We start from the raw sequence: 14,135 nt of genomic DNA on the forward strand, positions 1-14,135 counted from the left end.
CCGCATGGTCAACCTCACGCGGATCTACACCCGTACCGGAGACTCCGGCACCACCGCCCTGGGCGACATGAGCCGCACGGCCAAGACGGACCTGCGGATCGCCGCCTACGCCGACACGAACGAGGCCAACGCCGTCATCGGCACGGCGTTGGCCCTCGGGCAGCTGCCCGAGGACGTCAAGCCCGTGCTCGTGCGGATCCAGAACGACCTGTTCGACGTCGGGGCAGACCTCGCCACCCCGGTCGTCGAGAGCCCCCCGTACCCGCCGCTGCGGGTCGAGCAGAGCTACATCGACCGACTCGAAGCCGACTGCGACCGCTTCCTGGCGGACTTGGAGAAGCTGCGCAGCTTCATCCTCCCCGGCGGCACCCCCGGCGCGGCCCTGCTCCACCAGGCGTGCACGGTGGTCCGCCGGGCCGAGCGGTCCACCTGGGCCGCGCTGGAGGTCCACGGCGAGACGATGAACCAGCTCACCGCCACCTATCTCAACCGGCTCTCCGACCTCCTGTTCATCCTGGCCAGGACGGCGAACAAGGAGATCGGCGACGTGCTGTGGGTGCCCGGCGAGAATCGCTGAGCCCGGAGGAATCGCCGCCCGTGCCCCGGGGAACCCGTCCCGTACCGGAAACGGACGAAATCCCAGGAAAGGGGCACAGTCATGGCTAAGGATCCCGAGCTCCACGAGGGCGACCGGGTCTCCTGGAAGAGCCACGGCAGCACCGCCGAGGGCACGGTGAAGCGCAGGATCGACAAGCGGACACGGGCGGCCGGCCGGACCGTCGCCGCGTCCCCCGACGCCCCCCAGTACGAGGTGCAGAGCGAGAAGTCGGGCGGCAGAGCGGTCCACAAGGCGGACGCGCTGCGGAAGCGGAAGGGCGACGGATCATGAGCCCCCGCGACCGCGATGAGACGATCAAGGCGTTCGCCCGGGCGGTCAACCTGCCGCCGGCCGAGCTGGAGCGGTGGCTGCGGACCGAGCCGTCGCGCGCCGCCGGCCAGCACAAGGGTGGTGGCGAGAGCACCGGCCACGCCTCGGGCCGCCGGATCGTGCGGCTCCAGCGCACCAGGAAGGCCGACCTGTCGGACGACGATGTCGCCCACATGCGCAAGGTCGTCGGCTACGTCAGCCGCCACACCGCGCAACGCCCCAAGGGCGACGTCCGCGACACCCGCTGGCGCCACTCCCTCATGAACTGGGGCCACGATCCCCTCCGCTGACCCCGCGCGCCGCCCGCCGCGAACGGCTCAGCGGCGGTGCCCGGCCGCATCGCGCGGCCGGGTCTCCCGGCGGGGCCAGACCATGTAGCTCAGCGCGATCAGCCCATGGATGCCGAGCACGCGCAGCGCCGTGAACTGCCAACCGCGCAGCGGCTCCGTCCGCCCCGCGTCGTCGATCGCCCAGATCATCGCCTGAAGCACCGCGAGTGCGATCACCACCGCGACCAGCGTCATGCGCCATATTCGCCACTCGTGCGATGCCCGGGCCGTGCCGAAGCGCGGCGGCTTCTCGGGGCGCGGCCCGCCGGCCCAGCGGTGGGCCGCGTGGCGGTCGGCCCAGCCGATCACATAATGCCCATACGCCACGGTGAAGCCGAGATACAGGGCCGCCAGACCGTGCGCGGCCGACGGCTCCTCGCCCCGGCGCAGATCCACGGCGGCGGCGGCCAGCAGCAGCACGTCGATCAGCGGCACGCACAGCAGCAGCGCGCCGCCGAGCCGGGGCATGCGCAGGGGATACCTGGCCGCGAGGCCGGCCACCAGCAAAAGCCAGAAGCCCACTTCGGCGGCGGCGATCAGAGTCACGAGCAAGGCGGTCTCCTTCCGGTCGGGCTGCACCGCACTCCCAGACTCCCCGCCCGGCCGGGCCCGGTCGTCAGCTCGCGTGCTGATTCCCGCCGTCCCACCTGCACCGTTCGATGTACACCGTTCGACGGTCCCGCCGTCCGGCCCCCGCGTGCTCTCATGGAGCCATGCACAGCCCGCCCCGCCCGCACCGTCACGACGTGTGGATCGCCACGGCCGGACTGGCCGGCGGGCTGGTGTCCATCGCCCTCGGCCTCTACACCGTCCTGCCCGACCGCCCGCACGGCCCCGCCGTCCTGGCGGGGCTGCTGGCGATGTGCGGCGCCGAGCTGCTGCGCCGCACCGCGCCCGCCCCGGCGCTGGCCCTGGCGGTCGCCGCCCTCGTCGCCGACACGCTCACCGGCGGCCTGCTCGCCGTCGTGATCATGTTCACCGACCTGGTGTACGCGGCGGTCGTCTACGGCCGCCCCCGGTTCTCCCGGGCCGTGGTCCTGGGCAGCGGGGTCTTCAGCGTCACGGCCACCCTCGCCGCCGTCGCCTGGCTGCGCGACGGCGAGGGCCTGGTGCTCGGCGCCCTGTGCGCGGGGATCACCGCGGCTCCCGCCTGGACCGGGGTGATCATCCGCGACCACCGCGCGACCGCGGCGGCCGAGCGGCTGCGCGCCGAGCAGACCGCGTTGCTGGCCGAGATGGACCGCGTCCAGGCGGTCGCAGCCGAGCGCTCCCGGATGGCCCGCGAGTTGCACGACCGGGTGGCCAACCACCTGTCCGCCATAGCCATCCACTCCACCGCCGCGCTCGCCGTCGACGAGCCGGTCGCCGCCCGCGAGGCGCTGACGGTCATCAGGGAGAACAGCACCCAGGGCCTGACCGAGATGCGCCGCCTCATCGGCCTGTTGCGGGAGGCGGGTGGCGGCAGCGCCGTCGAGGCGACGCCCACCCTGGCCGGCCCGGCGGGCCTCGACGCCCTCCTGTGCCGGGCCGCCCGCGACGGCGCGGCGGGCCGCCTGCGGTTCACGGGCCGCGACGAGCGCCCGCCCGGCGCCGCCCTGTCGGCCCCCGTCGAGCTGGCGGCATACCGCATCGTCCAGGAATCCCTGGCGAACGCGGTGAAGCACGCCGCGCCCGGCGAGGTCACGGTGATCCTGCGGCAGGACGCCGGGGTGCTGACCGTCACCGTCACCAGCCCGTTCCACGACCGGACGCCCTCCCGCGCGCCCGGCTTCGGTGCCGGACTGATCGGCATGCGCGAGCGCGTCGAGCTGCTGGACGGCGGTTTCTCGGCCGGCCCCGGCACGGGGGCGGACGGCGTGCCCGTCTGGCGGGTCCGGGCCGATCTCCCTCTCGCGGAAAGGACGTTGACCATATGACCATCCGGGTGGTCGTCGCCGAGGACCAGGCATCGGTCCGGCAGGGTCTGGTGCTGATCCTGCGGGCAGCCCCCGGCGTTGAGGTGGTCGGGGAGGCGGCCGACGGCGAGCAGGCGGTCCGGGTGGCCCGCGAGTCGCGACCGGATCTGGTGCTGATGGACATTCAGATGCCGCGCCTGGACGGCGTCTCGGCGACGCGCGTGATCACCACCGAGGGCCTGGCTGAGGTGCTGATCCTCACCACGTTCGACTTCGACGAGTATGTCTTCGGGGCGCTCCGGGCCGGAGCGAGCGGCTTCCTGCTCAAGGACAGCGACGCGGCGGCCCTCGTCTCGGCCGTCCGCACGGTGGCGGCGGGCGACGGCCTGATCGCCCCGGCCGTCACTCGCCGCCTGATCGCCGAGTTCGCGCGCCGCACCCCGGGACCACGCCCGCCGCAGCCGGACGCGAGCACGCTCGGCACGCTCACCCCGCGCGAGCGCGAGGTGCTCACCCATATCGGCGAGGGCCTGTCGAACGCGGAAATCGCCGAGCGGCTACGCATGGCCGAGGCCACTGTGAAGACGCACGTCAGCCGCGTCCTGGGCAAGCTCGGCCTCCGCAGCCGCGTCCAAGCCGCCGTCCTCGCCCAGCGGTTGGAGCGCGACGGCGGCCCGTCCCGGTAGCCCGCGGAAGCGCCGTCCCCCGGTCAGCCCATCAGCGGGGGCGTCGGCGGGCCGGTCGTGCCCAGACTGAGGCCATGGCAGATCACCCTGACCGGCGCCGATCCGGCCCGGACCGCAACGCCCCGGTGCGAGGCCCAGTCGGCGCGGCACGCCGCGCGAGCCGCCGCCTGGAAAAGCTGACGGGCCACCCCGTCGACGGGGTGTCCGCGGTCTGCCGGGAAGAGGACGGCTGGCGCGTCGACGTCGATGTCCTGGAAGTGCCCCGCATCCCCGATACAACCAGCCTGCTCGCCACCTACCAGGTCGAGCTCGACTCGGAAGGACGGCTCCTCAACTACCGCAGAGTGCGCCGCTACCGGCGCTCCGCCACCGACGACTGCTGAGCCCGGCGCCCGTCGGCCCGCCCAGGAGGCACCCGCATGACCGTGACCACCACCTACCGCGACGATGTCGCGTGCGTGCCCCGCACCGGCACCCTCTACGACGTCATCGACATCATCCTCGACCGCGGCATGGTCATCGATGTCTTCCTGCGCGTCTCGTTGGTCGGCATCGAGATCCTGAAGATCGATGTCCGCGTCGTCATCGCCAGCGTCGACACCTATCTCCGCTTCGCCGAGGCATGCAACCGGATCGATCTGGAGGCCGACACCCGCAGCCGCACGGTCCCCGAGCTGTTCGGCGGCGGCGGAGCCGTCTCCGGCCTGGGCCGCAAGGGCCTGAGCAAGGCGGCGAAGGGCGCCGGCCACGCGGCCAAGGAGGCCCTCGTCGGTGAGGACGACGACGAGGACGAGCACCACACCGAGGAGGAGCCGGTGCCGGCCGGGGCCGGGCGCTCCAAGAAGCACGGCGGCGGCAAGGCCCGTCGCCATCGCGGAGAGGAGGACTGAGCGGTGGACGAACGAGGCGTGTACGTCTATGGCATCATCCGCGCCGATCACGGGCTCTCACCCGCCTGTCGGGGAGTCGGCTCCCCGCCGGCCCGCGTCCGGACCGTGCGCACCGAGACGCTGGCCGCCGTGGTCAGCGAGGCCCCCGAGAGCCTGCTCGCCCGGCGGCGCGACCTGCTGGCCCATCAGGAGACCCTGCTCACCATGGCCGAGACCGGCCCGGTCCTGCCCATGCGCTTCGGCGTGGTCTCCCCCGACGAGGCCGCCGTGGTCGACCAGCTCGTCGCCCGCGAGGCCGAGTACGCGGCGACCCTGGCCCGACTGGACGGCCGGCTGGAGATGAACCTGAAGGTTTTCCCGGTCGAGGACGCGCTCCCCGACCTGGTCCGCGCTGACCCGGCGGTGAGCCGCCTGCACGCCGCCTCCCGGTCGCGCCCCGGATACGAGACCAGCGTCCGGCTGGGCGAGGCGATCGCCGCCGGTCTGCACCGCCGTGCGGCCCAGGCGGCGGCCCGCACCGTCAGCGACCTGGCACCGCTCGCCGAGGCCGCCGCCGAGGGTCCCGACGTGGCGGGCTGCGTCGCCAACGTCTCGTTCCTCGTCGCCCGGACCCGGATCGACCGCTTCCGCACGGCCGTCGCGGACTGCGCGGCGGGCCTCGGGCGCCGCGCCGAGCTGCGGCTGACCGGCCCGCTGCCCTGCTTCAGCTTCGTCCCCGCGGCCCGCCCCGAGCCACCCGTCGCGGCGAGGCGATCCTGATGGGCCTGCTGTCGGGGCTGCTCCTGCTGCCGCTCGCGCCCGTGCGCGGCATCGGCTGGGTGGCCGACCGGATCGCGGAGGCGGCCGAGGAGGAGGTGCGCGACCCGGCACCGCTCATGGCACGCCTCGGCGATTTGCACCGCGCCCTGGACGCGGGCGAGATCGGCCTGGCCGATTTCGAGGAAGAGGAAGAGCGCCTGCTGCTCCTGCTGCGGGAGCGCGAGACGGGCACCCCGGAGGGTTTGCGATGAACGAAAGCACCAAGGCGGCGCTCGCGGCCGGGATCGCGAGTGGCTATCTCATGGGCAGGACCCGCAAGGCCAAGCTGGCCTTCGCCCTCGCCTCCTATGTCGTCGGCCGGAGATTCAAGCTCAATCCCAAGGACATCGCGGGCGAGAGCATCCGCAAGCTGCGCGACCACCCCCAGTTCTCGCAGCTCGGCGGCGACCTGCTGACCGCCGGCCGGACGGCGGCCTCCACGGCGGCCGGCAGCCGCATCGAGGCGCTGGCCGAGGCGCTGCACCAGCGCAGCCAGGCCCTCGACGGCGGCAAGCCGGGAGACGACGAGGAGCACCCGGACGACGAGGACCGGGCCCGCGACGAGCACGACGAGCACGACGAGCGGGAAGAGCACGACGAGCACGACGAGCACGCGGAGCACGAGGACGAGCACGCGGACGAGCACGAGGACGAGCACGCGGACGACGAGAAGCAGGAGCCCGCCCCCGCACACCGGCGCAGGCGGGAGCGGCACCGGACGCACGACCCCGAGGAGGAGCGCGCGCACGAGCAGGCGGCCAGGCCGCGCCCCCGGAAGTCCGCCCAGGACAAGCGCCCCGGTCCCAAGAAGAAGACGGCACGGGCCACCGCCGCCCGCCCCGAGAGCCGGAGGTAGCAGGAGATGCCCAAGCCCACGCAGACCGACTCGCACGACGGTCTCTCCGAGAGCGTCGAGCGGCTCCGCCACGAGCTCGTCGGCTTCCTCGGCGCCCAGGTGCAGCGGCTCGCCGACACGGCGGGCGAGCGGGTCACGGACCTCACCGAGAAGCTGGGTTCGGCCGTCCCCGGCGGCGCCGGGGCCCTGCCCAAGGTGGGCGCCCGCGTCCTGCACGGCGAGTCACCCGCCACCTCGGTGATCAAGGAAGGCGCCAAGGGAGTCAAGGACAAGACGGCCGGCACGGTCAAGAAGGCCGTCGGCGGCGGCAAGAAGGAGGACGACAAGAAGGGCAAGGGCGGCGGCACCAAGGTCACGAACGTCATCGAGACCATCGACATCGGCATGCCGCTGCGCGCCTGCTACAACCACTGGACCGAGTTCGAGAAGTTCGGCGACTTCATGAAGGGCGTGCAGGGCGTCCAGCGGCCGGACGAGACCACCAGCGACTGGAAGCTGAAGATCGGTCCCTCCAGCCGCGGCTGGCACGCCACCGTGGAGGAGCAGATCCCCGACGAACGCATCGAGTGGACGTCGGAGGGCGCCCAGGCCAGCACGCGCGGCGTGGTCACCTTCCACGAGATCACGCCCACCCTGACCAGGATCGTCGTGGTCGTCGAGTACTACCCGTCGGGCTTCTTCGAGAAGACGGCCAACCTCTGGCGCGCCCAGGGCCGCCGCCTGCGGCTGGACCTGAAGCACTTCCAGCGCCATGTGACGCTGGAGGCCGACGAGGTGCCCGAGGGCTGGCGCGGCGAGATCCGCGACGGCGAGGTGGTCCGCAGCCACGAGGACGCCATGAGCGCCGAGCACGACGAGAGCGGCGAGAACGGCGAGAACGGCGAGCAGGCAGGCCACGACGACGAGCACGAGGACGACGAGGACTTCGACGACGAGGAAGAGGACTGACGGTGACCCGGACCGCCAAGCCGCTGGAGGCGTACGAGCCGCTGGAGCCGTACCCGCCGCGCACCGCCAACCTCGCCGACATCCTCGAACGCATCCTCGACAAGGGCATCGTCATCGCGGGCGACATCAAGATCGACCTGCTCGACATCGAGCTGCTGACCATCAGGCTGCGGCTGTTCATCTCCTCCGTCGACACCGCCAAGCGGGCCGGCATCAACTGGTGGGAGACGGAGCCGTCCCTCTCCACCCGCGCCGCCCACGACGAGCTGGCCGACGAGAACACGCGGCTGCGCGAGCGCCTGGCGGCGCTGGAGTGGGCCCTGGACCGGAAGGAGCCCGATCCCGCATGACGACGCAGGCCGCCGCCCCGCGCACGTCCATCGCCATCTGTGTCTTCGCCGTCCGCCGGGCCACCGGCCGGGAGCCCGCCCTGCCCCCGGTCACCGGCCACGCGGGCGGCGGCCCGGTCCGCACGGTCACCGTCGGCACGCTGGCCGCCGTGATCCAGGACGTGCCGGCCGACGAGTTCTCCGAGGCGGCCCTGCGCGAGCGGTTCTCCGACCGGGACGCCCTCGAACGCTGCGCGCGCGCCCACCACGAGGTGGTCGCCGCCGCCGCGGCCACCGGCCCCGCCGTTCCGCTGCCCCTGGCGACGCTCTACCTGGACGAGGACCGGGCCCGCGCCGCGCTCGTGCGGGACGAGCCGCGGCTGCGCGCCGTCCTGGACCGGATCGAGGGACGGGCCGAGTGGGGCGTCAAGGTGTCCGTCGCCGCGGCACCCGACGAGCCACCCGCCGCCCCCGCCCCGGCCCCCGCCCCGGCCACTGCCACTGCCACTGCCACTGCCAAGGCCGCTCCCCCGGACACCGCCGTCACCGGCCGGGCGTATCTGGACCGGCTGCGCACCCGTCGCCAGGCCGGCGAGGAGCGGCGCGAGGCCGCGCTGCGCGCCGCCGAGTGGGTGCACACCACCCTCAGCGGCCTCTCCGCCGCCGCCCGCCGGCTGCGCGCGCACGGCCCCGGGGTGACCGGCGAGCGGCACCGCCAGGTGCTCAACGCCGCCTACCTGGTGGACGCTTCGCGCGCCGCCGAGCTGGCGGCGGCCGTCGAGACACTGCGTCGGGACCCGGACATCGGCGACCGGCTGACGATCGAGCTGACCGGCCCCTGGGCGCCGTACTCCTTCACGGGCGGCGCGGAGACCGAGGCCGGTGACGATGGCGACCGCTGACCCGGTGCCCTGGACGGGCGAGGACGGCCCCTACGGACCGCTCGGCGTCCCCCTGGTGGACCTGCTCGACCGCGTCCTGGCCGCGGGCGTCGTGATCAGCGGCGATCTGGTCATCGCCATCGCCGAGGTGCCGCTGATCCGGGTCTCGCTCCAGGCGCTGATCTCCTCGGTCAACGACCGTGTGCCCTCGCCCTGGGCGGACGGCGGCCCGCTGTGACCGGCGGTGGCATCGTCCCCGGACGGAGCGGAGGCCGCGCGCTGGACATCGCGCCGGAGACGGTCGGCCGGGACCTGGCCGCGCTGGTGCTGACCGTGGTGGAGCTGCTGCGGCAGCTCATGGAGCGCCAGGCCCTGCGCCGCGCCGACTCCGGCGAGCTGACCGACGGCCAGATCGAACGGATGGGCACCACGCTGATGCTGCTCGACCAGCGCATGGACGAGCTGCGGGAGTCCTTCGGGCTGCGGCCGGAAGACCTCAACCTCGATCTCGGTCCGCTCGGTTCACTGCTGCCCCGCGACTAGCGGGCTCAGGCGACGTTCACCCGCTGGCCGGGCGGGGCCGCCTCCAGCCAGGCCAGGAAGCCGGTCAGCGCGTCCTCGCTCATCGCCAGCTCCACGTCGAAGCCGTTGTGCCGACAGCTCAGCACCATCGCGCCCGGCAGCAGCGCCAGCTCCTCGTCGCCCTGCGGATGCCGCCGCTCCCGCACCTGGATGCGGTCGCGCTGCAAAGTCCGCCGCGGGCGCGGCGCGTAGGAGAAGACGCGGAACCACTCGACGTTGTCCCCGTTGTACCGGGCGACGCCGTAGAGCCAGCCCTTACCGGACGACTGGCCGGCCCGGGGCGGAACGAACCGGGCGCTGCAGTCGAACGTGCCGCCCGAGCGCTGGATCAGCCGCCGCCGGGCGCCGAAGCCGAACAGGCCGACGACGACGAGCAGAAGCACCACGCCGACCGCCACAAGCAAGGCGAGGACCATCTTGACCGACCTCCTCGCCTTCGTGGTGTGCTCTCGTGCCCGGTGCCGAATCCCTCGCGCGTCTGGCGGGCGTCAGCGCCCCGACGCCGCCACGGCCCGCAGACGGACATCCGCACGCCGCTCGGCCGCCGCGTCCGCGTCGGCCCGCGCCTGCTCCAAGGCCCGCTCGGCCCGCTGGACGTCGATCTCCTCCGACAGCTCGGCGATCTCGGCGAGCAGCGACAGCTTACCGTCCGTGTACGAAAGGAAACCGCCATGCACCGCGGCCACGACCGTGCCCTCGCCGGTCTCACCCGTCGTGCGGATGGTCACCGGGCCTTCGCGGAGAACGCCGAGCAGCGGCTGGTGCCCCGGCATGATGCCGATGTCGCCGGAGGTGATGCGCGCGACGACCAGACTGGCCTCGCCGGACCATACCTGGCGGTCGGCGGCGACCAACTCGACGTGCAGCTCAGCCACGATGGCTCCTCATCCCTGGATATCTGGCTTGCAGAAGAATAATTGGCGCGCGCGGTTACCCGAGGGGCGGGGTAAGCATCCACCCCGCCCCGGACCGGGTATCCGCGCCCGTGCGTCAGGAAACGCCCAGCTTCTTGGCCTTGGCCTTCAGGTCGTCGAGGCCACCGCACATGAAGAACGCCTGCTCCGGGAAGTGATCGAACTCACCGTCGGCGATCGAGTTGAACGCGGAGATCGACTCGTCCAGCGGCACGTCCGAGCCGTCCAGACCGGTGAACTGCTTCGCCGCGTGGGTGTTCTGCGACAGGAAGCGCTCGATACGGCGGGCGCGCTGAACGGTGAGCTTGTCCTCCTCGCTCAGCTCGTCCATGCCCAGAATCGCGATGATGTCCTGGAGGTCCTTGTACTTCTGCAGGATCCCCTTGACGCGCGAGGCGCACTCGTAGTGGTCCTGCGAGACATACCGCGGGTCCAGGATCCGCGAGGTGGAGTCCAGCGGGTCCACCGCCGGGTAGATGCCCTTCTCGGAGATCGGCCGGGAGAGCACCGTGGTGGCGTCCAGGTGGGCGAACGTGGTGGCGGGCGCCGGGTCGGTCAGGTCGTCGGCGGGCACGTAGATCGCCTGCATCGAGGTGATCGAGTGACCGCGCGTCGAGGTGATGCGTTCCTGGAGCACGCCCATCTCGTCCGCCAGGTTCGGCTGGTACCCCACGGCCGAGGGCATGCGGCCCAGCAGCGTGGAGACCTCGGAACCGGCCTGGGTGAAGCGGAAGATGTTGTCGATGAAGAACAGCACGTCCTGCTTCTGCACATCGCGGAAGTACTCCGCCATGGTCAGACCGGCCAGCGCGACCCGCAGCCGGGTGCCCGGCGGCTCGTCCATCTGACCGAAGACGAGCGCGGTCTGCGGCAGTACACCGGACTCGTCCATCTCCGCGATCAGGTCGTTGCCCTCACGGGTGCGCTCGCCGACGCCGGCGAAGACGGAGACGCCCTCGTGCAGCTTCGCCACACGCATGATCATCTCCTGGATGAGCACGGTCTTGCCCACGCCCGCGCCGCCGAACAGGCCGATCTTGCCGCCCTTGACGTACGGGGTGAGCAGGTCGATGACCTTCAGACCGGTCTCGAACATCTCGGTCTTCGACTCAAGCTGGTCGAACGCGGGGGCCTTGCGGTGAATCTCCCACCGGTCGGTGATCTCCGACTCGGCCTCGGGCTCGTTCAGGATGCGGCCCAGGGTGTTGAACACCCGGCCCTTGGTCACGTCGCCGACCGGCACGGTGATGCCGGCGCCGGTGTCGGTGACCGGCGACTGGCGCACCAGGCCGTCGTTCGGCTCCAGGGCGATCGTGCGCACCAGGCCCTCGCCCAGGTGCTGCGCGACCTCCAGGGTCAGCGTCTTGCTCTCGCCGGCGTTCGCCGGGTCGGCGATCTGGACGGTCAGGGCGTTGTAGATCTCCGGCATGGTGTCGACGGGGAACTCCACGTCGACGACCGGGCCGATGACTCGCGCCACACGGCCCGTCGCCACGGCCCGCTCGGTGGGGGCCTCAGCAGCAGTGGTCATGATTAGCGTTCACTTCCCGCGGTCGCGTCGGCCAAGGCGCTCGCGCCACCGACGATCTCGGTGATTTCCTGGGTGATTTCGGCCTGGCGGGCCGCGTTGGCGAGCCGCGTGAACGACCTGATGAGGTCTTCCGCGTTGTCCGTCGCCGACTTCATGGCCCGCCGGGTGGCCGCGTGCTTGGAGGCCGCCGCCTGGAGGAGCGCGTTGTAGATACGGCTCTCCACATAGCGCGGCATCAGCGCGTCGAGGACCTCTTCGGCCGACGGCTCGAAGTCGTAGAGCGCCTTCGGGTCCGTGGCCCTGGCGGGGGACTCCGCGGACTCCTCCGCCACCTCCGCCAGACTCAGCGGCAGCAGCCGGCGCCCCACGGGCGTCTGCGTCATCATCGACACGAACTCGGTGTAGACGATGTGCAGCTCATCCACGCCGCCCTCGTCGGTGTCCCGCTGCATGGCCTCGATCAGCGGCGCCGCCACCTCCTTGGCGTCGGCGTACGTCGGGCTGTCGGTGAAGCCGGTCCACGACTGGGTCGTGGCCCGCTCGCGGAAGGCGTAGTACCCCACACCCTTGCGGCCGACGATGTAGGTGTCGACCTCAAGATCCCGCGCGACCAGCTCGTCGGTCAGGCGCTCCCCGGCCTTGATGGCGTTGCTCGAGTACCCGCCGGCCAGTCCGCGGTCGCTGGTGATCAGCAGCACCGCGGCCCGCCGGGGACGCTCCGCCTCGGTGGTGAGCGGGTGCTTGACGGTCGAGCCGTTCGCCACCGCCGTGACGGCGGCGGTCAGCTCGTCCGCGTACGGCTTGGAGGCCGCCACCTTGCGCTGCGCCTTGACGATGCGCGAGGCGGCGATCATCTCCATCGCCCGCGTGATCTTCTTGGTCGCGCTGACGGTCTTGATCCGGCGCTTGTAGACCCGAAGCTGGGAGCCCATGATCAGTCCTCGCCCAGCAGCTTGCCGTCCGAGGTCTCGAACTGCTGCTTGAACTTGTTGACCGCGGAGCCGATGGCCTGGACGGTGTCGTCCGACAGCTTGCCGCCCTCGCGGATGGACGTCATCAGGTCCTTGTGCTCACGGCCCAGGTAGTCGAGCAGCTCGCGCTCGAAGCGGCGGATGTCCGGCACGGGGATGTCGTCCATCAGGCCGTTGGTGCCGGACCAGATGGAGACCACCTGGTTCTCCGTCGAGTACGGGCTGTACTGCTCCTGCTTGAGCAGCTCCACCATCCGCTGGCCCCGGGCCAGGGCGGACTTGGACGCCGCGTCCAGGTCGGAACCGAAGGCGGCGAACGCCTCCAGCTCACGGTACTGGGCGAGGTCCACCCGCAGCGAGCCGGTGATCTGCCGGATCGCCTTGTGCTGGGCGGAGCCGCCGACGCGGGAGACGGAGATGCCGACGTTCAGCGCCGGGCGCTGGCCCGCGTTGAACAGGTCGGACTCCAGGAAGCACTGGCCGTCGGTGATGGAGATGACGTTGGTCGGGATGAACGCCGACACGTCGTTGGCCTTGGTCTCCACGATCGGCAGGCCCGTCATGGAGCCGGCGCCCATCTCGTCGGACAGCTTCGCGCAGCGCTCCAGCAGCCGGGAGTGCAGGTAGAAGACGTCGCCCGGGTACGCCTCACGGCCCGGCGGGCGGCGCAGCAGGAGAGAGACGGCGCGGTAGGCGTCGGCCTGCTTCGACAGGTCGTCGAAGACGATCAGCACGTGCTTGCCGTCATACATCCAGTGCTGGCCGATGGCCGAGCCGGTGTAGGGCGCGATGTACTTGAAACCGGCCGGGTCGGACGCCGGAGCCGCCACGATCGTGGTGTACTCCAGGGCGCCCGCCTCCTCCAGCGCGCCGCGCACGGACGCGATGGTCGAGCCCTTCTGGCCGATCGCCACGTAGATGCAGCGGACCTGCTTGCTCGGGTCGCCGGAACGCCAGTTGTCGCGCTGGTTGATGATCGTGTCCACCGCGAGGGCGGTCTTGCCGGTCTGCCGGTCGCCGATGATGAGCTGGCGCTGGCCGCGGCCGATCGGGGTCATGGTGTCGACGGCCTTGTAGCCGGTCTCCATGGGCTCGTGCACCGACTTGCGCTGCATGACCGAGGGGGCCTGCAGCTCCAGGGCGCGGCGGCCCGTGGTCTCGATCTCGCCGAGGCCGTCGATCGGGTTGCCCAGCGGGTCCACGACCCGGCCGAGGTAGCCCTCGCCGACACCGACGGACAGGACCTCTCCGGTGCGGCGCACCGGCTGTCCCTCCTCGATGCCGCTGAACTCACCGAGAACGACGACGCCGATCTCCCGCTCCTCAAGGTTGAGGGCGAGGCCGAGGGTGCCGTCCTCGAACTTCAGCAGCTCGTTCGCCATGGCCGAGGGCAGCCCCTCGACCTTCGCGATGCCGTCACCGGCAACGCTGACCGTCCCGACCTCTTCCCGCGAGGCCGCGTCCGGCGTGTACGACTGGACGAAATTCTCCAGCGCGTCCCGGATCTCATCCGGCCGGATCGTGAGCTCCGCCATCTGGGTTCCCTGCTCTCCTTGTTGGGCCCGTAAGTACGTCCACATACGGCCCAACTCGGGCC

Annotated in this window: 21 protein-coding genes; 15 read left to right on the forward strand and 6 right to left on the reverse strand. The window is 71.9% G+C overall.

Annotated features, from left to right (window positions below):
• Positions 1–4: 4 nt before the first annotated feature.
• From OIE51_RS08005 to OIE51_RS08015, 3 genes are all read left to right on the forward strand, one after another.
• Positions 5–577 (forward strand): cob(I)yrinic acid a,c-diamide adenosyltransferase, encoded by a 573-nt coding sequence (locus tag OIE51_RS08005; protein ID WP_326596507.1) that lies wholly within the window; start codon positions 5–7, stop codon positions 575–577.
• 81 nt (positions 578–658) lie between these two features.
• Positions 659–889 carry a DUF2945 domain-containing protein gene (locus OIE51_RS08010; protein ID WP_326596509.1) on the forward strand — a complete coding sequence of 77 codons (231 nt, stop codon included), beginning with the start codon at positions 659–661 and terminating at the stop codon, positions 887–889.
• Entirely contained in the window at positions 886–1,218 is a 333-nt protein-coding gene (locus OIE51_RS08015) for a DUF3140 domain-containing protein (protein WP_326596511.1), read from the forward strand. Before OIE51_RS08010 ends, OIE51_RS08015 begins: the two co-directional genes overlap by 4 nt.
• A gap of 27 nt (positions 1,219–1,245) precedes the next feature.
• Here OIE51_RS08015 and OIE51_RS08020 read toward each other — a convergent pair whose 3' ends face one another.
• Positions 1,246–1,803, reverse strand: coding sequence for a hypothetical protein (locus OIE51_RS08020; RefSeq protein WP_326600540.1), 558 nt, complete (start codon positions 1,801–1,803; stop codon positions 1,246–1,248).
• Between the two features lie 167 nt (positions 1,804–1,970).
• Between OIE51_RS08020 and OIE51_RS08025 the strand changes: the two genes are divergently transcribed.
• The 12 genes from OIE51_RS08025 (at position 1,971) to OIE51_RS08080 (ending at position 9,083) form a co-directional block, all read left to right on the forward strand.
• On the forward strand, positions 1,971–3,173 hold the full coding sequence (locus tag OIE51_RS08025) for a sensor histidine kinase (protein ID WP_326596513.1): 1,203 nt from the start codon (positions 1,971–1,973) through the stop codon (positions 3,171–3,173).
• Positions 3,170–3,838 carry a response regulator transcription factor gene (locus tag OIE51_RS08030; RefSeq protein ID WP_326596514.1) on the forward strand — a complete coding sequence of 223 codons (669 nt, stop codon included), beginning with the start codon at positions 3,170–3,172 and terminating at the stop codon, positions 3,836–3,838. Before OIE51_RS08025 ends, OIE51_RS08030 begins: the two co-directional genes overlap by 4 nt.
• A gap of 74 nt (positions 3,839–3,912) precedes the next feature.
• Positions 3,913–4,221 carry a gas vesicle protein GvpO gene (locus OIE51_RS08035; protein ID WP_326596515.1) on the forward strand — a complete coding sequence of 103 codons (309 nt, stop codon included), beginning with the start codon at positions 3,913–3,915 and terminating at the stop codon, positions 4,219–4,221.
• A gap of 36 nt (positions 4,222–4,257) precedes the next feature.
• Positions 4,258–4,728 (forward strand): gas vesicle protein GvpJ, encoded by a 471-nt coding sequence (gene gvpJ, locus OIE51_RS08040; protein ID WP_326596516.1) that lies wholly within the window; start codon positions 4,258–4,260, stop codon positions 4,726–4,728.
• 3 nt (positions 4,729–4,731) lie between these two features.
• Positions 4,732–5,487 (forward strand): GvpL/GvpF family gas vesicle protein, encoded by a 756-nt coding sequence (locus OIE51_RS08045; protein WP_326596517.1) that lies wholly within the window; start codon positions 4,732–4,734, stop codon positions 5,485–5,487.
• Positions 5,487–5,738, forward strand: a complete 252-nt coding sequence (locus OIE51_RS08050) for a gas vesicle protein GvpG (protein ID WP_326596518.1) — start codon at positions 5,487–5,489, stop codon at positions 5,736–5,738. The genes OIE51_RS08045 and OIE51_RS08050 overlap by 1 nt, the downstream gene beginning before the upstream one ends.
• Complete coding sequence (locus tag OIE51_RS08055; RefSeq protein WP_326596519.1) at positions 5,735–6,382, forward strand: hypothetical protein; 648 nt, start codon at positions 5,735–5,737, stop codon at positions 6,380–6,382. Before OIE51_RS08050 ends, OIE51_RS08055 begins: the two co-directional genes overlap by 4 nt.
• A gap of 6 nt (positions 6,383–6,388) precedes the next feature.
• Entirely contained in the window at positions 6,389–7,330 is a 942-nt protein-coding gene (locus OIE51_RS08060; protein ID WP_326596521.1) for an SRPBCC family protein, read from the forward strand.
• Positions 7,331–7,332: 2 nt separating this feature from the next.
• Positions 7,333–7,680 carry a gas vesicle protein gene (locus OIE51_RS08065; protein ID WP_442811881.1) on the forward strand — a complete coding sequence of 116 codons (348 nt, stop codon included), beginning with the start codon at positions 7,333–7,335 and terminating at the stop codon, positions 7,678–7,680.
• Positions 7,677–8,561 carry a GvpL/GvpF family gas vesicle protein gene (locus OIE51_RS08070; RefSeq protein ID WP_326596522.1) on the forward strand — a complete coding sequence of 295 codons (885 nt, stop codon included), beginning with the start codon at positions 7,677–7,679 and terminating at the stop codon, positions 8,559–8,561. The genes OIE51_RS08065 and OIE51_RS08070 overlap by 4 nt, the downstream gene beginning before the upstream one ends.
• Positions 8,548–8,778, forward strand: coding sequence for a gas vesicle protein (locus OIE51_RS08075; RefSeq protein WP_326596523.1), 231 nt, complete (start codon positions 8,548–8,550; stop codon positions 8,776–8,778). Before OIE51_RS08070 ends, OIE51_RS08075 begins: the two co-directional genes overlap by 14 nt.
• Complete coding sequence (locus OIE51_RS08080) at positions 8,775–9,083, forward strand: gas vesicle protein K (protein ID WP_442811882.1); 309 nt, start codon at positions 8,775–8,777, stop codon at positions 9,081–9,083. The genes OIE51_RS08075 and OIE51_RS08080 overlap by 4 nt, the downstream gene beginning before the upstream one ends.
• Positions 9,084–9,088: 5 nt before the next feature.
• On the opposite strand, the gene OIE51_RS08085 is transcribed toward OIE51_RS08080, so the two are convergent.
• The 5 genes from OIE51_RS08085 to atpA form a co-directional block, all read right to left on the reverse strand.
• Positions 9,089–9,538: a DUF2550 domain-containing protein gene (locus OIE51_RS08085; RefSeq protein WP_326596525.1), complete on the reverse strand. Its 450-nt coding sequence runs from the start codon at positions 9,536–9,538 to the stop codon at positions 9,089–9,091.
• A 72-nt stretch (positions 9,539–9,610) separates the two neighbouring features.
• The gene (locus OIE51_RS08090) at positions 9,611–9,997 is read right to left on the reverse strand and encodes a F0F1 ATP synthase subunit epsilon (protein ID WP_326596527.1); all 387 of its coding nucleotides are present in this window, start codon (positions 9,995–9,997) and stop codon (positions 9,611–9,613) included.
• A gap of 115 nt (positions 9,998–10,112) precedes the next feature.
• Entirely contained in the window at positions 10,113–11,567 is a 1,455-nt protein-coding gene (gene atpD / locus OIE51_RS08095; RefSeq protein WP_326596529.1) for a F0F1 ATP synthase subunit beta, read from the reverse strand.
• A 2-nt stretch (positions 11,568–11,569) separates the two neighbouring features.
• Positions 11,570–12,499 carry a F0F1 ATP synthase subunit gamma gene (locus tag OIE51_RS08100; RefSeq protein WP_326596530.1) on the reverse strand — a complete coding sequence of 310 codons (930 nt, stop codon included), beginning with the start codon at positions 12,497–12,499 and terminating at the stop codon, positions 11,570–11,572.
• A 2-nt stretch (positions 12,500–12,501) separates the two neighbouring features.
• Positions 12,502–14,073: a F0F1 ATP synthase subunit alpha gene (atpA, locus tag OIE51_RS08105; RefSeq protein WP_326596532.1), complete on the reverse strand. Its 1,572-nt coding sequence runs from the start codon at positions 14,071–14,073 to the stop codon at positions 12,502–12,504.
• Positions 14,074–14,135 lie beyond the last annotated feature (62 nt).

The organism is Streptomyces sp. NBC_01803, from assembly GCF_035917415.1.
In the GTDB taxonomy this organism is placed as follows: Bacteria; Actinomycetota; Actinomycetes; order Streptomycetales; family Streptomycetaceae; genus Streptomyces.